The organism is Streptomyces sp. NPDC094448, assembly GCF_044763775.1.
Taxonomy (GTDB): Bacteria; Actinomycetota; Actinomycetes; order Streptomycetales; family Streptomycetaceae; genus Streptomyces.
The window spans coordinates 12,470-36,124 of the sequence record NZ_JBIWGU010000021.1 but is presented as its reverse complement, the minus strand read 5'-3'; the positions used below and the strand labels follow the sequence as shown (position 1 = coordinate 36,124).

Below are 23,655 nucleotides of genomic sequence, written 5' to 3'. Positions count from 1 at the left end.
GACGGGCGCCGGTACCGGTGAAGAGTGCGGCCCAGTCGACCCCGGCGCCGGCGACATGAAGCTCGGCGAGGGCTTGGAGGGTGGCCGTCTCCTCCTCACGGTTCTTGCGCAGGAGGGGTACGAGTACGGCGTCACTGTCGTCGGGGAGGCATCCGGCGGCCAGGGCGGACAGGGTGCCGTCCGGGCCGAGTTCGAGGAAGCGGGTCACGCCCTGCTCGTGCAGCGCCCGCACACCGTCCGCGAAACGGACGGCTTCACGGACATGCCGCACCCAGTACTCCGGATCGCACAGCTCCTCCGCGCCCGCCACCAGGGCGATCGTGGGCGCGGAGAACGACAGCCCGGAGACGACCGCACGGAAGCCGTCCAGCATCGGGTCCATCAACGGCGAGTGGAAAGCGTGGGAGACCTTGAGCCGGGTCGTTTTACGGCCCAGGGCCTCGAAGTGGACCCGTACCGCCTCCACCCCTTCCTCGGCACCGGACACCACAACCGCAGAAGGGCCGTTGACCGCGGCAACGGACACCGACGTATCCAGCAGCGGCAGAACCTCGTCCTCGCCCGCCCGCACCGCCAGCATCGCACCACCCTCCGGCAACGCATCCATCAACCGGCCACGCGCCGACACCAGCGCACACGCATCAGCCAGGGAGAACACCCCCGCCACATGCGCCGCAGCCACCTCACCGATCGAATGACCAGCCACAAAGTCCGGAGTCACCCCCCACGACTCGACCAGCCGGAACAACGCCACCTCGACCGCGAACAGACCCGCCTGAGCAAACACCGTCCGGTTCAGAACATCCGCGTCCCCACCCCACACCACCTCACGCACCGGAACATCCAACTCAGCACAGACCCCATCAAAAGCATCCGCAAACACCGGGAAACGGGCATACAACTCACGCCCCATCCCCAGACGCTGCGACCCCTGCCCCGAGAAGAGGAACGCCGTCTTCCCGCCCAGCGCCCGGCCCTCGATGACCTGCTCACCGTCGAGCACCACAGCCCGGTGAGCAAAAACCGACCGGCCGAGAGTGGACAGACCCACATCCACCGGCCGCAGCCCCGCATCCTCCGCATACGACCGCAACCGCGCGATCTGGTCGCGCAGCGCCTCCTCCGTCTTCCCCGACACCAGCCACGGCACCACACCCGGCACGACCGAGGGTTCCACAGCCTCCGGGATCACCGGTTCCGGCTGCTCCAGCACCACATGCGCATTCGTGCCACTGATACCGAACGACGACACACCCGCCCGACGCACCCGCCCCGACTCCGGCCAGGCACGCTCCTCCGACAACAGCTCGACCTCACCCGCCGCCCAGTCCACATGCGAAGACGCCGCCTCCACGTGCAGCGTGCGCGGGAGCACACCGTGCCGCATCGCCATGACCATCTTGATGATCCCCGCGACGCCCGCCGCGGCCTGCGCATGCCCGATATTCGACTTCAAGGACCCCAGCCACAACGGCTGCCCCTCCGCCCGATCCCGGCCGTAGGTCGCGATCAGGGCCTGCGCTTCGATCGGGTCACCCAGCGTCGTCCCCGTGCCGTGCCCCTCCACCACGTCCACATCGGACACCGACAGACCACCACTCGCCAGCGCCTGCCGGATCACCCTCTGCTGCGACGGACCGTTCGGAGCCGTCAGACCATTCGACGCACCATCCTGATTCACCGCCGACCCACGCACCACAGCCAGCACCCGATGCCCATTCCGCACCGCATCCGACAACCGCTCCAACACCACCACACCCACACCCTCACCCCAGCCCACACCATCAGCCGCATCCGAAAACGCCCGACACCGCCCATCCGACGACAGACCACCCTGACGCCCGAACTCCACAAACGTCGACGGCGTCGACATCACCGTCACACCACCCGCCACCGCCAGCGAACAATCCCCCGACCGCAACGCCTGCCCCGCCAAATGCACCGCCACCAACGACGACGAACACGCCGTATCCACCGTCACCGCCGGACCCTCAAAACCAAACGTGTACGACACCCGACCGGAAGCAATACTCGGCGCACTGCCGTTGTCCCGGAATCCGTCGAACTGCTCACCCTCCAGAAGGGTTCGATAATCCGTATACATGACACCGGCGAAGACGCCGGTCCGCGAGCCGCGCAACGACACCGGGTCGATCCCGGCCCGCTCCACCGCCTCCCACACCGTCTCCAGCAGCAGACGCTGCTGAACATCCGTCGCCAACGCCTCACGCGGACTCATCCCGAAGAAACCGGCGTCGAAGTCCGCCGCGCCGTAGAGGAAGCCACCCGCCCGCGCGAACGACTCACCCCCCACATCCCAGCCACGATCCACCGGAAACCCACCAACAGCATCCACACCATCGGACACCAACCGCCACAAATCCTCCGGCGACTCCACCCCACCCGGAAAACGACACGCCATACCCACGATCACCACAGGATCGTCGCCCTGCGCCGCCACGGCCCCCGCGGGCAGCAGCGCCGTCGTGTCGGCCGTACCGCCGCCGTACAGCTCGTCGAGCAGGAAACCGACCAGCACATCGGCCGTCGGGTAGTCGAAGACCAGAGTCGCCGGCAGCCGCAGGCCTGCCGCCGCGCCCAGCCGGTTGCGCAGTTCGACGGCCATCAGGGAGTCGAAGCCGAGGTCCTGGAAGGCTCGCGACGGCTCGACGGCGGTGGCGTCGGTATGTCCCAGGACCGCTGCGACGTGCCCGCGTACGAGGTCCAGGAGCAGCTCGCGCCGCTCGTCGCCCGTGAGGTCGGAGAGCGTACGCAGCAGGCCCGTCGCAGCGGGCGAACCGGGAGCGCCGGAGGCCGCCGGACGCCGACTCCGGGTGCGGGGCCGGACCAGCCCCCGCAGGAGGGCGGGTACCTCGGTCCGCGCCCGTACGGCCGCGAAGTCGAACCGCACCGGGGCGACCAGTGCCGTATCCGCAAGCAGGGCGGCGTCGAAGAGCCGGGCACCCTCCTCCGGGGAGAGTTCCGGCATGCCGGTACGGGAGATGCGCAGTCGGTCGGTCTCGGACAGGGTGCCGGTCATGCCGCCGTCCCGGGTCCACGGGCCCCAGGCCAGAGAGGTGCCCGGCAGTCCGGCGGCTCGGCGGCGCTCGGCGAGCGCGTCCAGAAAGGCATTTCCGGCGGCGTAGTTGGCCTGGCCGGGGCCGCCGAAGAGGCCGGAGACGGAGGAGAACAGCACGAACGCGGCGAGGTCGCGGTCCTTGGTCGCCTGGTGCAGATTCCACGCGGCGTCCACCTTGGGGCGCAGGACCGCCGACAGCCGCTCGGGCGTCAGCGCCTCCACCACACCGTCGTCGATCACACCCGCCGTGTGGACCACGGCCCGCACCGGATGGCGGGAGAACAGCTTCGTCACCGCTGCCGCATCGGCGGTATCGCAGGCTTCGACGACGGCCTCGGCACCCAGCCCGGTCAGCTCCGCGACCAGCTCGGCGGCTCCCTCAGCGGCCGGGCCGCTGCGGCTCACCAGCAGCAGGCTGCGTACGCCGTGTTCGGCCACCAGGTGTCGGGCGATCACCCGCCCCAGACCACCCGTACCACCGGTGATCAGAACCGTTCCCTCGCCCGCCCACTCCGGAGCCGTTTCACGGTCAGCCCCGGCGCGGGTCAGCCGGGCGGCGAGCACCTCGCCTTCGCGCAGCAGCAACTGGGGTTCGTCCACGGCCAGTACGGTGTCCAGCAAGCCGCTCACGGGCTCCTCGCCCGCCACGTCCACCAGCAGGAACCGGCCGGGGTGCTCCGACTGCGCCGAACGCACCAGCCCCCAGACCGCAGCGCCGGCCGGGTCCTCGCCGGACAGTGCGCCACGGGTGACGAACACCAGCCGGGAATCGGCGGACCGCTCCTCCTCCAGCCACTCCTGCACCAGCGAGAGCGCCCGCGCCGGCAGAGTGTGCGCCGACCGCACCACGTCCTCGTCGCCCGAAAGCCGCACCATGACCACGTCCGGGGACACCGCCACCGGACCCGGCACCCGGACCGGTACCCACTCCACACCGAACACCGGGTCCCGGTCCCCCGGACGGGCGGCACCGACCGGACGCAGCACCAGCGATTCCACCGATGCCACCGGCTCACCGGCCGTATCGGCGACGGCGACGGTGAGCGAATCCTCGCGGGTACGGGTCACCCGCACCCGGACCGACGAAGCGCCGGAGGCGTGCAGGGACACACCTTCCCAGGAGAACGGCACCACACCCCGCGGCACCCCGTTGAAGGCGGTGACATGCAGCGCGGCGTCGAGCAGCGCGGGGTGCAGGCCGTAGGGGCTGCCGTCGACGCCCTCGGGCAGTGCGACCTCCGCGTACACGTTCTCGCCCTGCTGCCAGGCGGCCCGCAGGCCCTGGAAGACCGGGCCGTAGTCGAATCCGGCCCCGGACATACGGTCGTAGAGGCCCGTCAGGTCGACCGGTTCGGCACCGGCCGGGGGCCAGGCGGCGCCCGGTGCGTCCAGGGCGACCGTCCGCTCGCCCATGGCCAGTACACCCGTCGCGTGGGTGAGCCACGCACGGTCGTCGGCTCCCTCACGGCGGGAGCGGACGCTCACCGTCCGGCGGCCGTTGCCGTCGGCGGCGGCCACCCTCAGCTGGAGCTGGACACCGCCCTCCTCCGGTAGAGCGAGTGGCGCGGCGAGCGTCAGCTCCTCGACGATGCCACAGCCGACCTCGTCAGCGGCACGGACGGCCAGCTCCAGGAACGCGGTTCCGGGCAGGAGGGCCGATCCGTGGACCACATGGTCGGCCAGCCAGGGGTGCGACCGGGCGGACAGGCGGGAGGTGAACAGCATGCCTTCGGCGTCGGACAGTTCGACGGAGGCGTCGAGCAGCGGATGCCCGGCCGCGTCGAATCCCGCGGCCCGGACCGTACCGGCCGGTGCGGCACCGGGGGTCGGCCAGTAGCGCTGCCGCTGGAAGGCGTAGGTCGGAAGGTCGATGAGCCGGGCGCCCGTGCCGCGCAGCACCGATGTCCAGTCCACATCCGCGCCGTCGACAAACATCCGGGCGACGGCGGTCAGTGCGGCCGTCTCCTCGTCGACGCTCTTGCGCAGGAGGGGTACGAGTACGGCGTCAGTGTCGTCGGGGAGGCATCCGGCGGCCAGGGCGGACAGGGTGCCGTCCGGGCCGAGTTCGAGGAAGCGGGTCACGCCCTGCTCGTGCAGCGCCCGCACACTGTCCGCGAAGCGGACGGCTTCGCGGACGTGCCGCACCCAGTACTCCGGATCGCACAGCTCCTCCGCGCCCGCCACCAGGGCGATCGCGGGCACGGAGAACGACAGCCCGGAGACGACCGCACGGAAACCGTCCAGCATCGGGTCCATCAACGGCGAGTGGAAGGCGTGGGAGACCTTGAGCCGGGTCGTTTTACGGCCCAGGGCCTCGAAGTGGACCCGTACCGCCTCCACCCCTTCCTCGGCACCGGACACCACAACCGCAGAAGGGCCGTTGACCGCGGCAACGGACACCGACGCGCCCAGCAGCGGCAGAACCTCGTCCTCGCCCGCCCGCACCGCCAGCATCGCACCACCCTCCGGCAACGCATCCATCAACCGGCCACGCGCCGACACCAGCGCACACGCATCAGCCAGGGAAAACACCCCCGCCACATGAGCCGCAGCCACCTCACCGATCGAATGACCAGCCACAAAGTCCGGAGTCACCCCCCACGACTCGACCAGCCGAAACAACGCCACCTCAACCGCGAACAAACCGGCCTGGGCATGCACGGTCCGGTTCAGGGCATCCGCGTCCCCACCCCACACCACCTCACGCACCGGAACATCCAACTCAGCACAGACCGCATCAAAAGCCTCCGCGAAGACAGGGAAACGGGCATACAACTCACGCCCCATCCCCAGACGCTGCGACCCCTGCCCCGAGAACAGAAACGCCGTCCGGCCTCCCCGGGCCACGCCCTCCGCCACCGGCTGCGCGCCGTCCAGCAGTACCGCGCGGTGGCCGAGTACGGACCGGCCGGCCGCGAGGGTCAGGGCGATATCGGCCGGGTGGGCGCCGGAGTGCTGCCCGTCTCCGCACAGGTTCGCGATCTGGTCCCGCAATGCCTCCTCCGTGCGGCCGGTCAGGACCCAGGGCACCGGTCCCGGCACCACCGAGGGCCCGGCCGTCGCCGTCTCCCTCTCCGTCTCCGCCGGGGTCGGTTCGGCCTGTTCCAGCACCACATGGGCGTTGGTGCCGCTGATTCCGAAAGCGGAGACCGCCGAGCGGCGCGGGCGGCCGGTGGCGGGCCAGTCGGTCCGCTCGGTGAGGAGTTCGACGGCGCCCGCGCTCCAGTCGACGTGCGAGGTCGGCCGGTCCACGTGCAGGCTCTTGGGCAGGACGCCGTGCCGCATCGCCATGACCATCTTGATGACGCCGGCCACACCGGCCGCGGCCTGCGCGTGCCCGATATTCGATTTGATGCCGCCGAGCAGCAGCGGTTGGCCGGCCGGCCTGTCCCTGCCGTAGGTCGCGAGGAGTGCCTGAGCTTCGATCGGGTCACCCAGGGTGGTACCGGTGCCGTGGGCCTCGACGGCGTCGATCCGGTCGCCGGTCAGCTGCGCATTGGCGAGTGCCGCCTGGATGACGCGCTGCTGGGAGGGCCCGTTGGGGGCGGTGAGGCGGCTGCTGGCGCCGTCCTGGTTGACCGCCGTTCCCCGGACGACGGCGAGGACCCGGTGGCCGTTGCGGCGTGCGTCCGACAGCCGCTCCACCAGCAGGACGCCGACGCCTTCGGCCCATCCGGTGCCGTCGGCGGCCTCGGCGAAGGGCTTGCAGCGGCCGTCGGCTGCGAGGCCCCGCTGGCGGGAGAACTCGGTGAACAGCCGGGGGGTCGGCATGATCGCGACACCGCCGGTCAGGGCCATGGTGCATTCGCCGGCCCGCAGGGCGCGTACGGCGAGATGCAGGGCGACCAGGGAGGACGAGCAGGCGGTGTCCACGGTGACGGCCGGGCCTTCGAGCCCGAAGGCGTAGGCGATCCGGCCGGACAGGACACTGACCGCGCCGCCGGTCAGCAGATGGCCTTCGGTTTCGGCGGCCTGTTCGGCGAGGGAGCCGTAGTCGGTGTCGGCGCCGCCGATGAACACGCCTGTCTCGGTGGAGCGCAGGGCGTCGGGGCTGATCCGGGCGTGTTCGACGGCCTCCCAGGAGGTTTCCAGCAGCAGCCGCTGCTGCGGGTCCATGGCAAGGGCCTCGCGGGGGGCGATGCCGAAGTGCCGGGCGTCGAAGTCGGCGGCCGCGTCGAGGAAACCGCCGTGGCGTACGTAGCTCTTCCCCGGGGTGCCCGGGGAAGGGTCGTAGAGCGCCGCGGTGTCCCATCCGCGGTCCTCGGGCAGGTCGCCGACGGCGTCCCTGCCGTCGGCCAGCAGCGTCCACAGGTCCTCGGGGGACCGGACGCCGCCGGGGAACCGGCAGGCCATGCCCACGATGGCGATCGGCTCGTGGTCCCGGGCCTCGACGGACTCCAGCCTCTGCTTGGTGCGCCGCAGGTCGGCGGTGACCTTCTTGAGATAGTCGCGGAGCTTGTCCTCGGAGGAGGGGCCGGCCTTGGGTGCCATGGGTGGGAGAACCTCACAGTCGGGAAGGGCGGTACGCGTGGTGCGGTGGCCGGCCGGCTCGGTACGGGCGGCCGGCTCGGTCAGGCGAGGCCGAGTTCCTTGTCGATCAGGCCGAAGATCTCGTCGTCCGTCGAGGCCGCTTCGAGATCGGCGTCGACAGCGGTGCCGTCCGCATGCTCTTCGTGCTCTTCATGCCCTTCGCGGGTGTCATCGGCGGTGTCGTCGAGCTTCCATTGCAGGGCTTTGAGGCGGGCGGTCAGGCGGGCGCGGCCGACCGCGTCGAGCGCGGAGTCCGCACCGGACGCGAAGGCCCGCTCCAGGTCGTCGAGCCCCGGCAGCAGGGAGCCGGCCGGCTCCGCGCCGTCGCCGGAGGCGAGTTGTGCGCGCAGATGCCGGGCGAGGGCCAGTGGGGTCGGATGGTCGAAGACTGCGGTCGTCGGCAGCCGGAGCCCGGTCTCGGCGTTGAGTCGGTTGCGCAGTTCCACGGCGGTGAGGGAACTCATGCCCAGGTCGAGGAAGCCGCGTTCGGCTTCGATCGCGGCGGGCGATTCATGGCCGAGGACCGTGGCGACGTGGCCGGTGATCAGGTGGAGCAGCAGGGCGTCGCGCTGGGCCTCGGTCCGTCCCGCGAGCCGCTCCGCGAAGCCGTCGTGCCCGGTCCCCGGCCCGGTGGCGGCGTCGAGCGGGCCGGCGGGGATCCGTACCGCCGTCCGTACCGGGGCGAGTCCGCGGAGCAGGGCAGGCGTGGGGCCCGCGGTCGCGAGGGCCCGTGGGTCGAGACGTACGGGGACCAGGAGGGCACGGTCGACGGTCGCGGCGGCGTCGAGCAGGGCGAGTCCCTGGTCCGCCGAGAGCGCAAGTATTCCGGAGCGTGTGAAACGGGCGACATCCACGGGGTCCAGCCTGGACGTCATTTCACTGGAATCTCCCCAGTATCCCCAGGCGAGGGAGACGGCGGTGAGGCCTTGGGCCCGGCGCCGGTGGGCGAGGGCGTCGAGGAAGGAGTTGGCGGCGGCGTAGTTGGCCTGGGCGGGGCCGCCGATGGTTCCGGCGAAGGAGGAGAAGAGGACGAAGGCGGAGAGTCCGGTGGAGCGGGTCAGCTCGTGCAGGTTCCAGGCGGCTTCGGCCTTGGGGCGCCAGACGAGGTCCAGATCCTCGGTGGTGAGGTTCTCCAGGAGCCCGTCCCGGAGGACTCCGGCCGCGTGGACGACGGCGGTGAGCGGGTGTTCGGCAGGAACGGCGGCGAGTACGCCGGCGAGGGCGTCGCGGTCGGCGGCGTCGCAGGCGGTGATGGTGACGGTCGCCCCCAGGCGGGTGAGCTGGTCGCGCAGATCCTCGGCGCCCGGGGCGGCGGGGCCGCGGCGGCCGATGAGCAGCAGCTGCCGGACGCCGTGCCGGGTCACCAGGTGGCGGGCGACGAGGGCGCCGAGGGTGCCGGTGCCGCCGGTGATCAGTACGGTGCCGTCGCCGTGGGTGTCCCACTGCCAGACCGGGGGGTTGGAGGGGGTCTGCGGGGGTGCGGTGCGCCGGAGCCTCGGCACGGTCACCGTGCCGTTGCGCAGGGCGAGCCGGGTTTCGCCGGCGGCCGCGGCGGCCGTGACGGCGCCCGGCAGCGCCTGCTCGGAGGCCGGGTCGCCGTCGGTGTCGACCAGCAGGAACCGGTCGGGGTGTTCGGCCTGCGCCGAGCGGATCAGGCCGTGGATCGCGGCGTCGGTGAGTGCGGCGTCGGTGTCCGAAGTGACGAGGACCAGCCGGGAGTCCGCGCAGCGTGGATCCGCCGACCAGGTCCGGGCGAGGTGCAGCATGTCCCGTACGGGGGCGCTGTCGGCACCGGGCTCGGCGTCGCCGGCCGCCGGCAGGCGCAGCAGCACCGTCTCCGCGAAGGTGCGGGTGTCGTCGGCTGCCATGGCCTCCGCCAGAGCGGGCAGGCCGGTGAAGGACTGGATGCCGGTGGCCGGTTCGGCGAGAGCGGACGGGGCCGGGGCCGGGTCCGGTTCCGTCCAGACGGTTTCGAACAGGGCCTCGGAGGGCCGGGGCCCGGCGGGGGCCGCGTCGAGCCAGTACCGGCTGCGCTGGAAGGCGTAGGTGGGCAGCTCGGTGGACCGGCCGCCGCTCAGGATGCCGCTCCAGTCGACCCGTACACCGTGCGCGTGCGCCTCGGCGAGGGAGGTCAGCAGCCGTTCGGGGCCGCCGTCCTCGCGGCGCAGCGAGCCGAGGGCCGAGGCGTCCGCTCCGGCGGCGGCGATGGTGTCCTCGATGGCGGCGGTCAGCACCGGGTGCGGGCTGCATTCGACGAAGACGTCGTGGCCCTGGGTGAGGAGAGTGCGCAGGCCGTCCTCCAGCCGGACGGTGCGGCGCAGGTTCTCGTACCAGTAGGAGGCGTCCAGCGCGGTGCCGGGGGCGATCCACCGGCCGGTGAGGGTGGAGAGGAAGGGGATACGCGGTTCACGGGTCTCGATGCCGGCGAGGTCGGCGAGGACGGTCTCGCGGATGCGTTCGACGTGCGCGGAGTGCGAGGCGTAGTCGACGGGGATCTTCTTGGTGCGGATGCCGTCGCGGGTGCAGGCGTCGATGAGTGCGTCGAGGACGTCCGGCTCGCCGGAGACCACGACGGAGCCGGGGCCGTTGACCGCTGCGACGGAGATCCCCTCGCCCAGGCCTGTGAGGCGGGTGAGGACGTCCTCGTGGGACGCCGCCACGGAGACCATGCCGCCGAGGCCGGAGAGCCCGGCGGCGATGGCCCGGCTGCGCAGGGCGACCACGCGGGCGCCGTCCTCCAGGGAGAGGGCGCCGGCCACGCAGGCGGCGGCGATCTCGCCCTGGGAGTGGCCGACGACGGCCGCCGGGCGGACGCCGTGGGCCTGCCAGACCTCGGCGAGGGCGACCATGACGGCCCAGAGCGCGGGCTGGGCCACGTCGACGCGGGCGAGCGGCGGGGCGGCGGGTCCGCCGCGGAGTACGGCGGTCAGGGACCAGTCCGTGTACGGGGCGAGGGCCCGTTCGCAGGCGGCGATCCGGGCGGCGAACTCGTCCGATGCCCGGAGGAGTCCGGCGCCCATTCCGGTCCACTGGGAGCCCTGGCCGGGGAAGACCAGGACGGTCCTGCGGTCGCGGCCCGAGGTGTGCCGGCCCTGGACGAGGCCGGGGGCGGGGGTGCCGTCGGCGAGTGCGGCCAGCGCGGTGCGCAGGGTGTGCGGATCTGCCGCGATGACGATCGCGCGGTGTTCGAGGGTGGCCCGGCGGGTGGCGAGGGAGGCCGCGAGGTCGAGCGGTGCGGACCGGCCGCCGGTGGGGGTGTCGAGGTGGGTGAGCAGGGCTTGCGCCTGTCCGCGCAGTGCGGGTGCGCTGCGCGCGGACAGCAGCCAGGGCAGGGGCCGGGCGGGCCGCGCGTCCGCCGCGTCGGGGGTGTCCGGGGCCGGAACCGGATCGTCCGTACTGCTCGCCATGGTCCTTTCCGCAGCGGGGGCCGGAGCGGGATCGTCCGTGCTGGTCGCCGTGGCCCTCACCGGGTGGGGGGCGGTAGCGGCACCCGGCGAGCTGCCGACGGCCGGGGAGGCGGGGGGTGCTGCACCGGCGGCCGGCGCGGTATCCGGGCCCTGCTCCAGGATCAGGTGCGCGTTGGTTCCGCTGATACCGAAGGAGGAGACGCCGGCCCGGCGCGGGCGGCCGTCGGGGGCCGGCCAGGCGGCCGCCTCGTCCAGGACGCGTACGGTACCCGCCGACCAGTCCACGTGCGGGGTCACTTTGTCGGCGTGCAGCGACTTCGGCAGGGTGCCGTGCCGCATGGCGAGCACCATTTTCATCACTCCGGCGACACCGGCCGCGGCCTGGGTGTGTCCGAGGTTGGATTTGACGGAGCCCAGCAGCAGTGGCCGGTCCGTGCCCCGGTCCCGGCCGTAGGTGGTCAGCAGGGCCTGGGCCTCGATGGGGTCGCCGAGCCGGGTGCCGGTGCCGTGCGCCTCCACCGCGTCGATATCGGCGCCGGTCAGGCGGGCGTTGGCGAGGGCCTGGCGGATGACCCGCTGCTGGGCCGGTCCGTTGGGGGCGGAGAGCCCGTTGGAGGCGCCGTCCTGGTTGACGGCCGAGCCGCGGACGACGGCCAGGACCTGATGGCCGTGGTGCAGGGCGTCGGAGAGGCGTTCGAGGACGAGCAGTCCGGCGCCTTCGGAGAAGCCGGTGCCGTCGGCGTCCGCCGAGAAGGGTTTGCAGCGGCCGTCGGCGGCGAGTCCGCGCTGCCGCGAGAAGTCCACGATGATCACCGGGGAGGACATCACGGTCACTCCGCCCGCCAGGGCGAGCGTGCATTCACCGGCCCGCAGCGCCTGGGCGGCCAGGTGCAGGGCCACCAGGGAGGACGAGCAGGCGGTGTCGACGGTGACGGCCGGGCCCTCCAGACCGAGGGCGTAGGAGACCCGGCCGGAGACGACGCTGACGGCGTTTCCGGTGTTGACGTATCCGGCGAGCGTCTCGGGGACCTCGGCGCCGCGCGTCATGTAGTCGCTGGAGGACAGACCGGCGAAGACACCGGTCCGGCTGCCGCGCAGCGACACCGGGTCGATTCCGGCCCGCTCCACCGCCTCCCACGCGGTCTCCAGCAGCAGCCGCTGCTGCGGGTCCATGGCGGTGGCCTCGTGGGGGCTGATGCCGAAGAAGTCCGCGTCGAAGTCGGCGGCGTCGTACAGGAATCCGCCTTCCAGGGTGCGGGAGGCGTCCGGGTCGTCCGGGACGGAGTCGTAGAAGTGCTCCAGGTCCCAGCCCCGGTCCGTGGGGAAGCCGGCGACGGCGTCGGTGCCGTCGGCCAGCAGCGTCCACAGGTCTTCGGGGGAGCGGACGCCGCCGGGGTAGCGGCAGGCCATGCCGACGATGACGACGGGGTCGTCGTCCGGGGCGGCGGGGGCGTGGGCCGCGGCGCCCCCGGCCGTGGGTGCGGCGTCGGTCAGCAGGCCGCCGAGGTGTTCGGCGAGGGCGACGGGGTTGGGGTGGTCGAAGACCAGGGTCGCGGGCAGCCGCTGGCCGGTCGCGGCGGCCAGCCGGTTGCGGAGTTCGACGGCGGTCAGCGAGTCGAAGCCGAGGTCGCGGAAGGCCTTCCCGGTGTGGATCGGGCCGGCGTCGGCGTGGCCGAGTACGGCGGCCGCGTAGCTGGTGACGAGGTCGACCAGGACGGTCCGCCGTTCGGCTGCGGGCAGCGCGGCCAGCCGCTGCCGCAGTCCGCCCGCGACGGCGGTGCCGGGTCCGGTGTCGGCCGCGCGCCGTCCGGCCGAGCCCCGGAACAGGGTGCGCAGCATCGACGGCAGGGCTTCGGGGGTACGGCGGCGGAGCACGGTGTTGTTCAGGCGTACCGGTACGAGGTGCGGCCGGTGTGCGGCGAGTGCCGCGTCGAACAGGGTGAGCCCGTCGCGGGTGGTGAGCGGCAGTCCGCCGGTGGAGCGGGCGCGGGCGCGGGCGTTCTCGTCGAGGTGTCCGGTCATCTCGCTGTCCCGGGCCCACAGGCCCCAGGCGAGTGAGGTGGCGGGCAGACCGGTGAGCTGCCGGTGGCGGGCGAGTCCGTCCAGGAAGGTGTTGGCGGCGGCGTAGTTGCCCTGTCCGGCGTTGCCGAAGGTTCCGGCCGCGGAGGAGAACAGGACGAAACCGGCGAGGTCCAGATGGCGGGTCAGCTCGTGCAGATGCCAGGCCGCGTCCGCCTTCGGGCGGAGTGCGGTGCGCAGCCGCTCCGGGGTGAGGGAGGTGACCACACCGTCGTCGAGGGCACCGGCGGCGTGGACGACGGCGGTCAGCGGGTGTTCGGCAGGAACGGCGGCGAGTACGCCGGCGAGAGCGTCGCGGTCGGCGGCGTCGCAGGCCGCCAGGGTGACCTCGGCGCCCAGTTGGGCCAGTTCGGTACGGAGTTCGGCGGCGCCGGGGCTGTCCGGGCCCCGGCGGCCCGCGAGCAGCAGATGCCGCATTCCGTGTTCGGTGACGAGGTGGCGGGCGAGCGCGCGGCCGAGTTCTCCGGTGCCGCCGGTGATGAGGACGGTGCCGTCGGGGTGCCACGGCCGGGGCACGGTGAGGACCACCTTGCCGGTGTGGCGGGCCCGGGAGACGTATCGGAAGGCCTCCGGTGCGTGGGTGATGTCCCAGGCGGTGACCGGGAGCGGCAGCAGGTCGCCCTGTTCGAAGAGGGCGACGAGTTCGGTGAGCATCTCGCCGATCCGCTCGGGTCCCGCCTCGGTCAGGTCGAAGGCCCGGTAGTGGGCTCCGTCGTGGTCGCGGGCGATATCGGCGGTGTCGCGGATATCGGTCTTGCCCATCTCGACGAACCGGCCGCCGGGTGCCAGGAGGCGGAGTGAGGCGTCGACGTACTCTCCGGCGAGGGAGTTGAGGACCACGTCCACTCCGCGTCCGCCGCTCGCCGTGCGGAAGGCGTCCTCGAAGTCGAGGGTGCGGGAGGAGGCCACGCGGCCGGCGGGCAGGCCGTCGCTCCCGGCCCGCAGCAGGTGCTGTTTGGGTTCGCTCGCGGTGCCGTAGACCTCGGCGCCCCACAGCCGGGCGAGCCGGCCGGCGGCCATGCCGACGCCGCCGGTCGCCGCGTGGACGAGGACGGATTCGCCCTCGGTGAGGTGCGCGAGGTCGCACAGCGCGTAGTACGCGGTGAGGAAGGCGACGGGGGTGGCGGCGGCCTGGGCGAAGGTCCAGCCCGCGGGCATCCGGGTGAGGACGCGGTGGTCGGCGACCGCGAGGGGGCCGAAGCCGCCGACGACCATGCCGAAGACGCAGTCGCCGACGTTCAGGCCGGTGACGCCGGGGGCGGTTTCGACGACGAGGCCGGCGGCCTCGGAGCCGAGGAACTCGGCGCCGCCGGGGTACATGCCGAGGGCGTTGAGGACGTCGCGGAAGTTCAGTCCGGCGGCGCGGACCTCGATCCGCACGTGCCCGGGTTCGAGTGGCGCGGCGGCCTGCGGGGCGGGCAGCAGGGCCAGCCGGTCCAGGCTGCCCTTGTCGGGGATGTCCAGCCGCCAGGGGGCCGTGCCGCCGGGTGCGGTGAGGGTGCCGGAGGTGTGGGTACGGGCCAGGCGGGGTGCGTACGCGGCCCCTTGGCGGAGGGCGAGCTGGGGCTCGTCGCCGGTGGCGAGCGCGCGGGGCAGGGCCCGCCAGGAGGCGGGGTCGTCGTCGAGGTCGGCGAGGACGATCCGGCCGGGGTGCTCGGTCTGCGCCGAACGGAGCAGTCCCCACAGGGCCGAGCCGGGAAGATCGGTGACAGCACCGCCGGGGTCGGGGGTGACGGCGCCTCGGGTGGCGACCACCAGCCGGGTCGTGTCGAACCGGTCGTCGGCCAGCCAGTCCTGGAGCAGACCGAGTACCTGCTCCAGTACGTCGGCGGCGCGGGCCGCGGGGTCGGCGGCCGGGTGGGGGGCAGCGGCCCCGGTACCGGTCTCCGCCGGTCCGGCCCCGCCGACGGCGAGCAGCAGGACGTCCGGGGTGCCGGTCCCCGGCAGACCGGTGGCCGGTGCGGCGGCGCCGTCCCCGTGGGCCAGGGCCGCGCCGCCCTCGGTGAGGGCGGCCGACGGGACGCTTTCGCAGGCACCGACGACCGTCCAGCGGGCGGTGGCGGCCGGGGAGGGGGTCGGCTCCAGCGGGGCCCATTCGAGGTGGAACAGGGCTTCGCGGACGGTACGGGAGGCGGTGTCGTCGGCACCGAGGGTGCCTGCCGCCACCGGCCGTACGGCCAGGGCGTCGATGGTGGCGACCGGGTGGCCGAGCGGGTCGGCCATCAGGACCGACACCGTGCCGGGTCCGGTGGGGCGCAGCCGGACCCGCAGGGCGGTGGCGCCGGTGGCGTGGAGGGTGAACCCGGTCCAGGCGAACGGGAGCCCGGTACTGCCCTCGGTGTTGCTCAGCGGGCCGAGTCCGGCCGCGTGCAGCGCCGCGTCGAGCAGAGCCGGGTGGATGCCGAAGCGGGCGGCGTCCGCGAGGGCGGGCTCGGGCAGGGCCGCTTCGGCGTAGATGTCGGTGCCGAGCCGCCAGGCTGCCCGCAGGCCCTGGAAGACCGGCCCGTACTCGTACCCTTCGGCGCGCAGGGACGCGTAGTAGCCGTCGATCGCGGGGACGGGCTCGGCACCCGGCGGGGGCCAGGCGGCGAACGCGTCGGCGGTGGGCTCCGCGCCGGGCGCGGTGAGCGTACCGTCGGCGTGGAGGGTCCACTCCGCTTCCTGGGTGTCGTCGGGCCGGGTGTGGAGCGTGACGGTCCGCAGCCCGTCGGGGCCGGCGGCGCCGACCGCGATCTGTACCTGGATACCGCCGCGTTCGGGCAGCAGGACGGGGGTGTGCAGGGTCAGTTCCCCGATTCGGCCGCAGCCGAGTTCGTCGCCGGCCCGGACGGCCGCCTCGACGAGTGCGGCGCCGGGCACGATGACGGTGCCGCCGACCGTGTGGTCGGCGAGCCAGGGATGGGCGCGCCGTGACCAGTGGGCGGTGGCGACCAGTTCGTCGCCGAGGGCGAGCGGCAGTGCGGCGCCGAGCAGCGGGTGGTCGAGCGGGCCGATTCCGGCGGAGGCGATGTCCCCGGCGCGGCCGGTGGCCGGGCGGGGCCAGAAGCGGTGGTGCTGGAAGGCGTAGGTGGGCAGCAGGGGCGGGCCGGTGGGGGCCGGGGCGCCGGTGGTGGACCCGAAGAAGGCTTCCCAGTCGATACGGGTGCCGTGGGCGTGGGCGTCGGCGAGGGACAGGGTGAACCGGTCGAGGCCGCCCTCGTCGCGGCGCAGGGTGCCGGTGGCGGCCGCGGAGAAGCCTGCGGCCTCGATGGTGTCCTGTACTCCGGTCGTGATCACGGGGTGCGGGCTGACCTCGATGAACACCCGGTGGCCCGCTTCGAGGAGGGCGCGGGTGGTCTGCTCGAATTCGACGGTGCCGCGCAGGTTCGCGTACCAGTAGGCGGCGTCGAGGAGGGTGGTGTCGAGGGGGGCGCCCGTGACCGTGGAGTAGAAGGGGATATCTGCCGCGCGGGGGGTGACCGGTGCGAGGGCGGTGCTCAGTTCCTCTTCGATACGGGCGACATGCGCGGAGTGCGAGGCGTAGTCGACGGGAATCCGTTTGGCGCGGACACCGTCCCGGGCGCAGGCGTCGAGGAGGGCGTCCAGGGCTTCGGGCTCGCCGGAGACGACGACGGAGGCGGGTCCGTTGACGGCGGCGAGGGAGAGCCGCTCGCCCCAGGGGGCCAGCAGGGCGCGTACCGCGTCGGCGGGCCGGGCGACGGAGACCATGCCGCCCTGCCCGGACAGTGCGGTCAGGGCCCGGCTGCGCAGGGCGACCACACGTGCGGCATCGTCCAGGGTGAGGGCGCCGGCCACGCAGGCGGCGGCGATCTCGCCCTGGGAGTGCCCGACGACGGCCGCCGGGCGGACGCCGTGGGCCTGCCACAGTTCGGCCAGGGACACCATGACGGCGAACAGCACGGGCTGGACCACGTCGACGCGCTCCGGCGCGGGGGCGCCTTCGGCTCCGCGCAGCACGTCGGTCAGGGACCAGTCGGTGTACGCGTCGAGGGCCGTGGCGCATGCGGACATTCGAGCGGCGAACACCGGTGAGGTGTCGAGCAGTTCGCGGGCCATACCGGCCCACTGGGAGCCCTGGCCGGGGAAGACGAAGACGGTGTCGGCGTCGCTTTCGGCGGTGCCTTCGAGGATGGCGGGCGATGCCTGGCCCCGGCCCTCGGCGAGTGCGTCCAGTCCGGTGAGGAGGGTGGTGGTGTCGGAGGCGACGACGACGGCACGGTGTTCCATGCCGGTACGGGTGGTCGCCAGGGCGTGGGCGAGCGCGCCCGGCTCGATGGCGTCCTCCGTGCCCCGCAGGTGCGCCGCCAGCCTCGCGGCCTGCGCGGGCAGCGCCTGCGGGGATTGGGCGGACAGGACGTACGGGAGGGCACGGTCCGGCTCCGGCCGGCTGGTCACGGGCGGCGCGTCCGGGTCCCGGCCCGCCGCCCCGGGGCCCGTACCGGACGATGCGGGTGCGGGGCCGCCGCCGGACCGGGTGCTTTCGCCGGTCATGGCCTGCCCCTGCGGCAGTGGATCGGCCGCTTCCAGGATGACGTGGGCGTTGGTGCCGCTGACGCCGAAGGAGGAGACGCCCGCCCGGCGCGGGCGGTCCGCCGCGGGCCAGGCCATGGGGGCGGCGAGGAGTTCGACGGCGCCGGCCGACCAGTCGACGTGCGGGGACGGCTCGTCGATGTGCAGGGACTGCGGGAGCACGCCGTGGCGCATGGCCAGCACCATTTTGATGACCCCGGCGACCCCGGCGGCGGCCTGGGTGTGGCCGATATTGGATTTGACCGAGCCCAGCAGCAGCGGCCGGTCCGGATCCCGGTCCCGGCCGTACGTGGCCAGCAGCGCCTGGGCCTCGATGGGGTCGCCGAGCCGGGTGCCGGTGCCGTGCGCCTCCACCGCGTCGACCTCGGCGGCGCCGAGTCCCGCGTCGGCCAGGGCCTGGTGGATGACGCGCTGCTGGGAGGGGCCGTTGGGGGCGGTCAGGCCGTTGGAGGCGCCGTCCTGGTTGACGGCGGAGCCGCGCAGCACGGCGAGGACGGGGTGTCCGTTGCGGCGGGCGTCGGAGAGGCGTTCCACCAGCAGCAGGCCCACGCCCTCGGCCCAGCCGGTGCCGTCCGCGGCTGCCGCGAACGGCTTGCAGCGCCCGTCGGCCGCGAGGCCGCGCTGCCGGGAGAACTCCACGAAGATCTGCGGTGTCGCCATGACGGTGACACCTCCGGCCAGGGCCAGTGTGCACTCGCCCCGGCGCAGCGCCTGCGCGGCCAGGTGCAGGGCGACCAGGGAGGAGGAGCAGGCGGTGTCCACCGTGACGGCCGGGCCTTCGAGTCCGAGGGCGTAGGCGATCCGGCCGGAGACCACACTGGCCGCGTTGCCGGTCATCAGATGTCCGCTGATGTCGTCCGGCGAGGTGTCCAGGAGCTGCTGGTAGTCCTGGAAGTTGGAGCCGACGAACACACCGGTCGGGGTTCCGCGCAGGGTGTCGGGGGCGATCCCGGCCCGTTCGACGGCCTCCCAGGAGGTTTCCAGCAGCAGCCGCTGCTGCGGGTCCATGGCGAGGGCCTCGCGGGGCGAGATCCCGAAGAAGCCGGCGTCGAAGCCGGCCGGGCCGGTGAGGAAGCCGCCTTCGCGGACGTAGCTGGTGCCCTGGTGTTCGGGGTCGGGGTGGTAGAGCGCGTCGGTGTCCCAGCCCCGGTCGGTGGGCAGGCCCGACACCGCGTCGCCGCCGCGGGCGAGCAGTTCCCAGAACTCCTCCGGGGAGCCGACGCCGCCGGGGAGGCGGCAGGCCATCGCGACGATCGCCAGCGGTTCGTCCGCCTCGGCCCGGACCGTGGCGACCGTGGCCGTCGGCTGCCCGTCCAGCAGTTCGGTACGGAGCCGGGCGGCCACGGCGGCCGCGGTCGGGTGGTCGAAGAGGAGCGTGGCGGGCAGGGGCAGGCCGGTGACGGCCGTGAGCCGGTTGCGCAGCTCCACGGAGGTGAGGGAGTCGAAGCCGAGTTCGCGGAAGGCCCGGTGGGCGTCGACGGTGGCCGCGGAGGCGTGTCCGAGGACGCGGGCGATTTCGGTACGGAGCAGATCGGTGAGTACGCGTTCCCGCTCGGCGTCGGTCGCCAGGCCCAGCAGTCGCCCCCGCAGCCGCGGGCTCTCTTCGCCGGTCCTCTCCGCGCTCCGTGCCGGGCGGCGTCGCACCTCGGGCAGGTCACCGATGAGCGGGCTGGGCCGGGCGGCCGTCAGGGCCGGTGCGAGGGTGTCCCAGTCGATATCGGCGACGGTGACGCAACCGGTACCGCGTGCGAGGGCCTGCTGGAGGGCGGCGAGGGCGAGTTCGGGCGCCATGGGTGTCATGCCGCCGCGGCGGATCCGTTCGGCGAGGGCGTCGCTGCCGGCGGCCATGCCCGCTTCGGCCCACGAGCCCCAGGCGACGGAGATGGCGGGCAGGCCGGCGGCGCGGCGCTGTTCGGCGAGGGCGTCGAGGCTCGCGTTGGCGGCGGCGTAGTTGGCCTGTCCGGCGTTGCCGAGCACACCGGAGACGGAGGAGAACAGCACGAACATGGAGAGTTCGTGGCCGCCTCGCGGGTCGCGGGTGAGTTCGTCGAGGAGCCGGGCGGATTCCGTCTTGGCGCGCAGCACGGTCTCGAACCGGGCGCCGGTCAGTGCGTCCAGTACACCGTCGTCGAGGACTCCGGCGGCGTGGACGACACCGCGCAGCGGAAGCCCGGCGGGGACGGCGGCGAGGAGAGCGGTCAGCGCCTCGCGGTCGGCGGTGTCGCAGGCCGCGACGGTGACCCGGGCGCCCGCCGCCTCCAGTTCGGCGGCCAGTTCGGCCGCGCCTTCGGCGGCCGGGCCGCGGCGGCCGGCCAGCAGCAGGTGTTCGGCGCCCGCGGCGGCCAGCCAGCGGGCGACCCGGCCGCCGAGGGCTCCCGTACCGCCGGTGACCAGGACGGTGCCGCGCGGGGCGGTCCAGGGCTCCGGGTCGCGGGTGGGGGCGATGCGGGCGATGCGGCGCGCATAGGTGCCCGAGGACCGTACGGCGATCTGGTCCTCGGCCGTGTCCGCGCCGAGTACGCGGGCCACCCGGGCCGCGAGGCCGGGGCCTTCGAGGGCGGCGGGAAGGTCGATCAGTCCGCCCCAGCGCTGCGGATGCTCCAGGGCCGCGACCCGGCCCAGGCCCCAGGTCTGTGCCTGGACGGGGCCGGCCGGCGGTTCCGTACCGTCGACGGATACCGCGCCGTGTGTGAGGCACCACAGGGGTGCCGCCGGTTCGGCGGCCTCCAGGGCGCGCACCAGGTGGGCGGTGGCGAGGAGTCCGCGCGGGACCGCCGGGTGGGCGGGGTGCGGGCGTTCGTCGAAGGAGAGGAAGGACAGTACGCCGGATACCGGGCCGGTGGCGCCGGCCAGGGCCGTACGGACCTGGTCCGCGAGAGCGTCGGCGTCTTCGGCGGTGGGCACGACGAGCCGTTCGACGTGTGCGCCGAGGCCGGTCAGGGCCGACAGCAGCGCGCCGAGGGCTGCGTCGTCCGCCGCCGGTTCGGGGAGGACGGCCAGCCAGCCGGTGCCGGGCGGCGGCCCGGCGGCGGGGCTGTCGAGGGCGGTCCAGATGGTCCGGTAGGAGCAGGCGTCGACCGCGGCGCGGGTCCGGCGGCGGGCGCGCCAGGCTCCGAGGACGGGGAGCAGTTCGTCGAGGGACGCCTCGGCGGGCGTGTCTTCGATGCCGAGTACGGCGGATGCGGCGGCGAGGTCCCCTCGTTCGGCGGCCTCCCAGAAGGCTGTCTCCACCGCGTCGGTGACGGTCTGCGGACCGCTGTCGCGCGGGAGGTCCGTGCCGTCGGCCGAGGGCCAGTAGCGCTGATGCTGGAAGGCGTAGGTGGGGAGGTCGGTCCGGCCGGCGCCGGCCGGGGCGAAGAAGGCGGCCCAGTCGATGTCCACCCCGCAGATGTGCAGCCGGGCGAGGGCGCGGACGAGGGACGTCTCCTCGTCCGCGCCCTTGCGCAGTGCGGGTATCAGGACGGCGCTCGCGCCGCCCTCGGTCTCGGCGACCGCGGCGGACAGCACGCCGTCCGGGCCGATTTCCAGATACCGCGTCACGCCCAGGTCCGTGAGGGTGCGGATGCCGTCGCCGAAGCGGACCGGCTCGCGGACATGGCGCAGCCAGTACTCCGGGTCGCACAGTTCCCGGGTGGCGGCGAGCCGTCCGGTGAGATGGGAGACGAGGGGAAGCGAGGGCACTCCGAAGGACAGCCCGGCCAGGACCGTACGGAACTCGTCCAGCATGGGGTCCATCAACGGCGAGTGGAACGCGTGCGACACCCGCAGCCGGGTGGTCTTGCGACCCAGCGCCTCGAAGTGGGCGCGGACCGTGTCGACCGCTTCCACGGCGCCGGAGACCACGGTGGCCGTGGGGCCGTTGACGGCGGCGATGGACACCGACGCGTCCAGCAGCGGAAGGACCTCGTCCTCCGCGGCCTGGACGGCGAGCATCGCGCCGCCCTCGGGCAGCGCCTGCATCAGCCGGCCGCGCGCCGCGACCAGCGTGCACGCGTCGGCGAGGGAGAACACCCCCGCCACATGGGCAGCGGCCACCTCGCCGATCGAATGGCCCGCCACGAAATCGGGCTGCACACCCCAGGACTCGACGAGCCGGAACAGCGCCACCTCGACGGCGAACAGCCCGGTCTGGGCGAACACCGTCCGGTTCAGCTCGTCGGCGTCCTCACCCCACACCACCTCCCGCACCGGCAGGTCCAGCTCCGCGCAGACCGCGTCGAAGGCCTCCGCGAACACCGGGAAACGCGCGTACAGCTCCCGGCCCATACCGAGCCGCTGCGCCCCCTGTCCCGAGAAGAGCACGGCGAAGGGGGCCTTCTCCGCGAGGGCGGTCATGCCCTCGCCGTCCGCGAGGGCGTCGAGGCCGGCCAGCAGGGCGGCGCGGTCTCCCGCGACGGTCGCGGCCCGGTGTTCCAGCGCGGCGCGTGTGGTGGCGAGGGAGAAGGCGATATCGGCCGGGTTCAGCTCGGTGCGGGCCCGGACGTGTGCCGCCAGCCGTGCCGCCTGGGCGCGCAGCGCCCCGGCGGTTCTCGCCGACAGCACCCACGGCAGCACCCCGGGAGCGTCGTCTCCGCCGTCCGCCGCAACCGGTCCGTCGGGTGCGGCGGGCGGCTGTTCGAGGATCACATGGGCGTTGGTGCCGCTGACGCCGAAGGAGGAGACGGCCGCCCGCCGCGCCCGGTCCCCGTCCGCGGGCCAGGCGGTCTCGTCCGTGAGCAGCCGTACCCGGCCCGCCGTCCAGTCCACGTGCGGGGACGGCTCGTCCATGTGCAGGGTTCCGGGCAGGATGCCGTGGCGCAGGGCGAGTACGGTCTTGATGACGCCCGCGACACCCGCCGCGGCCTGGGTGTGGCCGATATTGGACTTCATCGAGCCGAGGAGCAGCGGCCGGTCCGCCGGACGTCCCTGGCCGTAGGTCGCCAGCAGGGCGTTCGCCTCGATGGGGTCGCCGAGCCGGGTGCCGGTGCCGTGCGCCTCCACCGTGTCCACCTCGGCGGCGGTGAGGCCCGCGTCGGCCAGGGCCCGCCGGATGACACGTTGCTGCGAGGGCCCGTTCGGGGCCGTCAGGCCGTTGCCGGCGCCGTCCTGGTTGACGGCGGAGCCGCGGACGAGGGCCAGCACCGGATGCCCGGCCCGCAGGGCGTCGGAGAGCCGCTGGACCAGGAGGACGCCGGCGCCCTCACTCCACGCGGTCCCGTCGGCGGCGGCCGAGAAGGGTTTGCAGCGGCCGTCGGCGGCCAGCCCGCCCTGGCGGCCGAACTCCACGAACATCTGCGGGGTGGACATGACGGTGACACCACCGGCGAGCGCGAGCGAGCATTCCTCGCGCCGCAGCGACTGGACCGCCAGGTGCAGGGCGACCAGGGACGAGGAGCAGGCGGTGTCGACGGTGATGGCCGGGCCTTCCAGGCCCAGGACGTACGAGATACGCCCGGAGGCGACACTGACGGTGTTCCCGGTGAGGAGATGTCCCGCGACCTCTTCACGGATCCGTCCGGAGCCGGTGGTCGTGGCGGCCGTGTCGTAGCCGCCGTGACCGGCGCCGATGAAGACCCCGGTCCGGGTGCCGCGCAGAGCGTGCGGGGAGATCCCGGCGCGTTCGACCGCCTCCCAGGCCGTCTCCAGCAGCAGCCGCTGCTGGGGGTCCATGGCGAGGGCCTCGCGCGGGGAGATCCCGAAGAAGCCCGCGTCGAACTCGCCCGCGCTGTGCAGGAATCCGCTTTCGCGCGGATATCCGGCGGCCCCGCGGGCCGGGTCTCCGTCCGCGGTGGTGCCGGTGCCGCCGTGGAGGGCGTCGAGGTCCCAGCCGCGGTCGGCGGGGAAGGCGGAGACGGCGTCGACTCCGCCCCGTACCAGCTCCCACAGCCGCTCGGGCGTGTCGGCACCGCCCGGGTAGCGGCAGGCCATGCCGACGATCGCGATGGGTTCCCGGCTCTTCTCGTGAACCTCTCGCAGCTGCTCACGCGTCTCGTCGAGGTCGGCGATGGCCCGCTTCAGGTACGCGCGAAGCTTCTGCTCGTTCGACATCAG

The 23,655-nt window shown here is 73.7% G+C and carries 2 protein-coding genes (1 of these 2 running past the window's edge); both read right to left on the bottom strand.

Features of this window, described 5'->3' with window-relative positions:
* Nucleotides 1-7,654 carry part of the coding region annotated (locus tag ACIQ9E_RS29455; protein WP_403712210.1) for an SDR family NAD(P)-dependent oxidoreductase on the bottom strand (this coding region is incomplete at its 3' end). The annotated region extends 6,000 nt beyond the left edge of the window, so 7,654 of the 13,654 annotated nt are shown.
* Nucleotides 7,651-23,655 (bottom strand): type I polyketide synthase, encoded by a 16,005-nt coding sequence (locus tag ACIQ9E_RS29450; RefSeq protein ID WP_403712208.1) that lies wholly within the window; start codon nt 23,653-23,655, stop codon nt 7,651-7,653. The genes ACIQ9E_RS29455 and ACIQ9E_RS29450, both read right to left, overlap by 4 nt.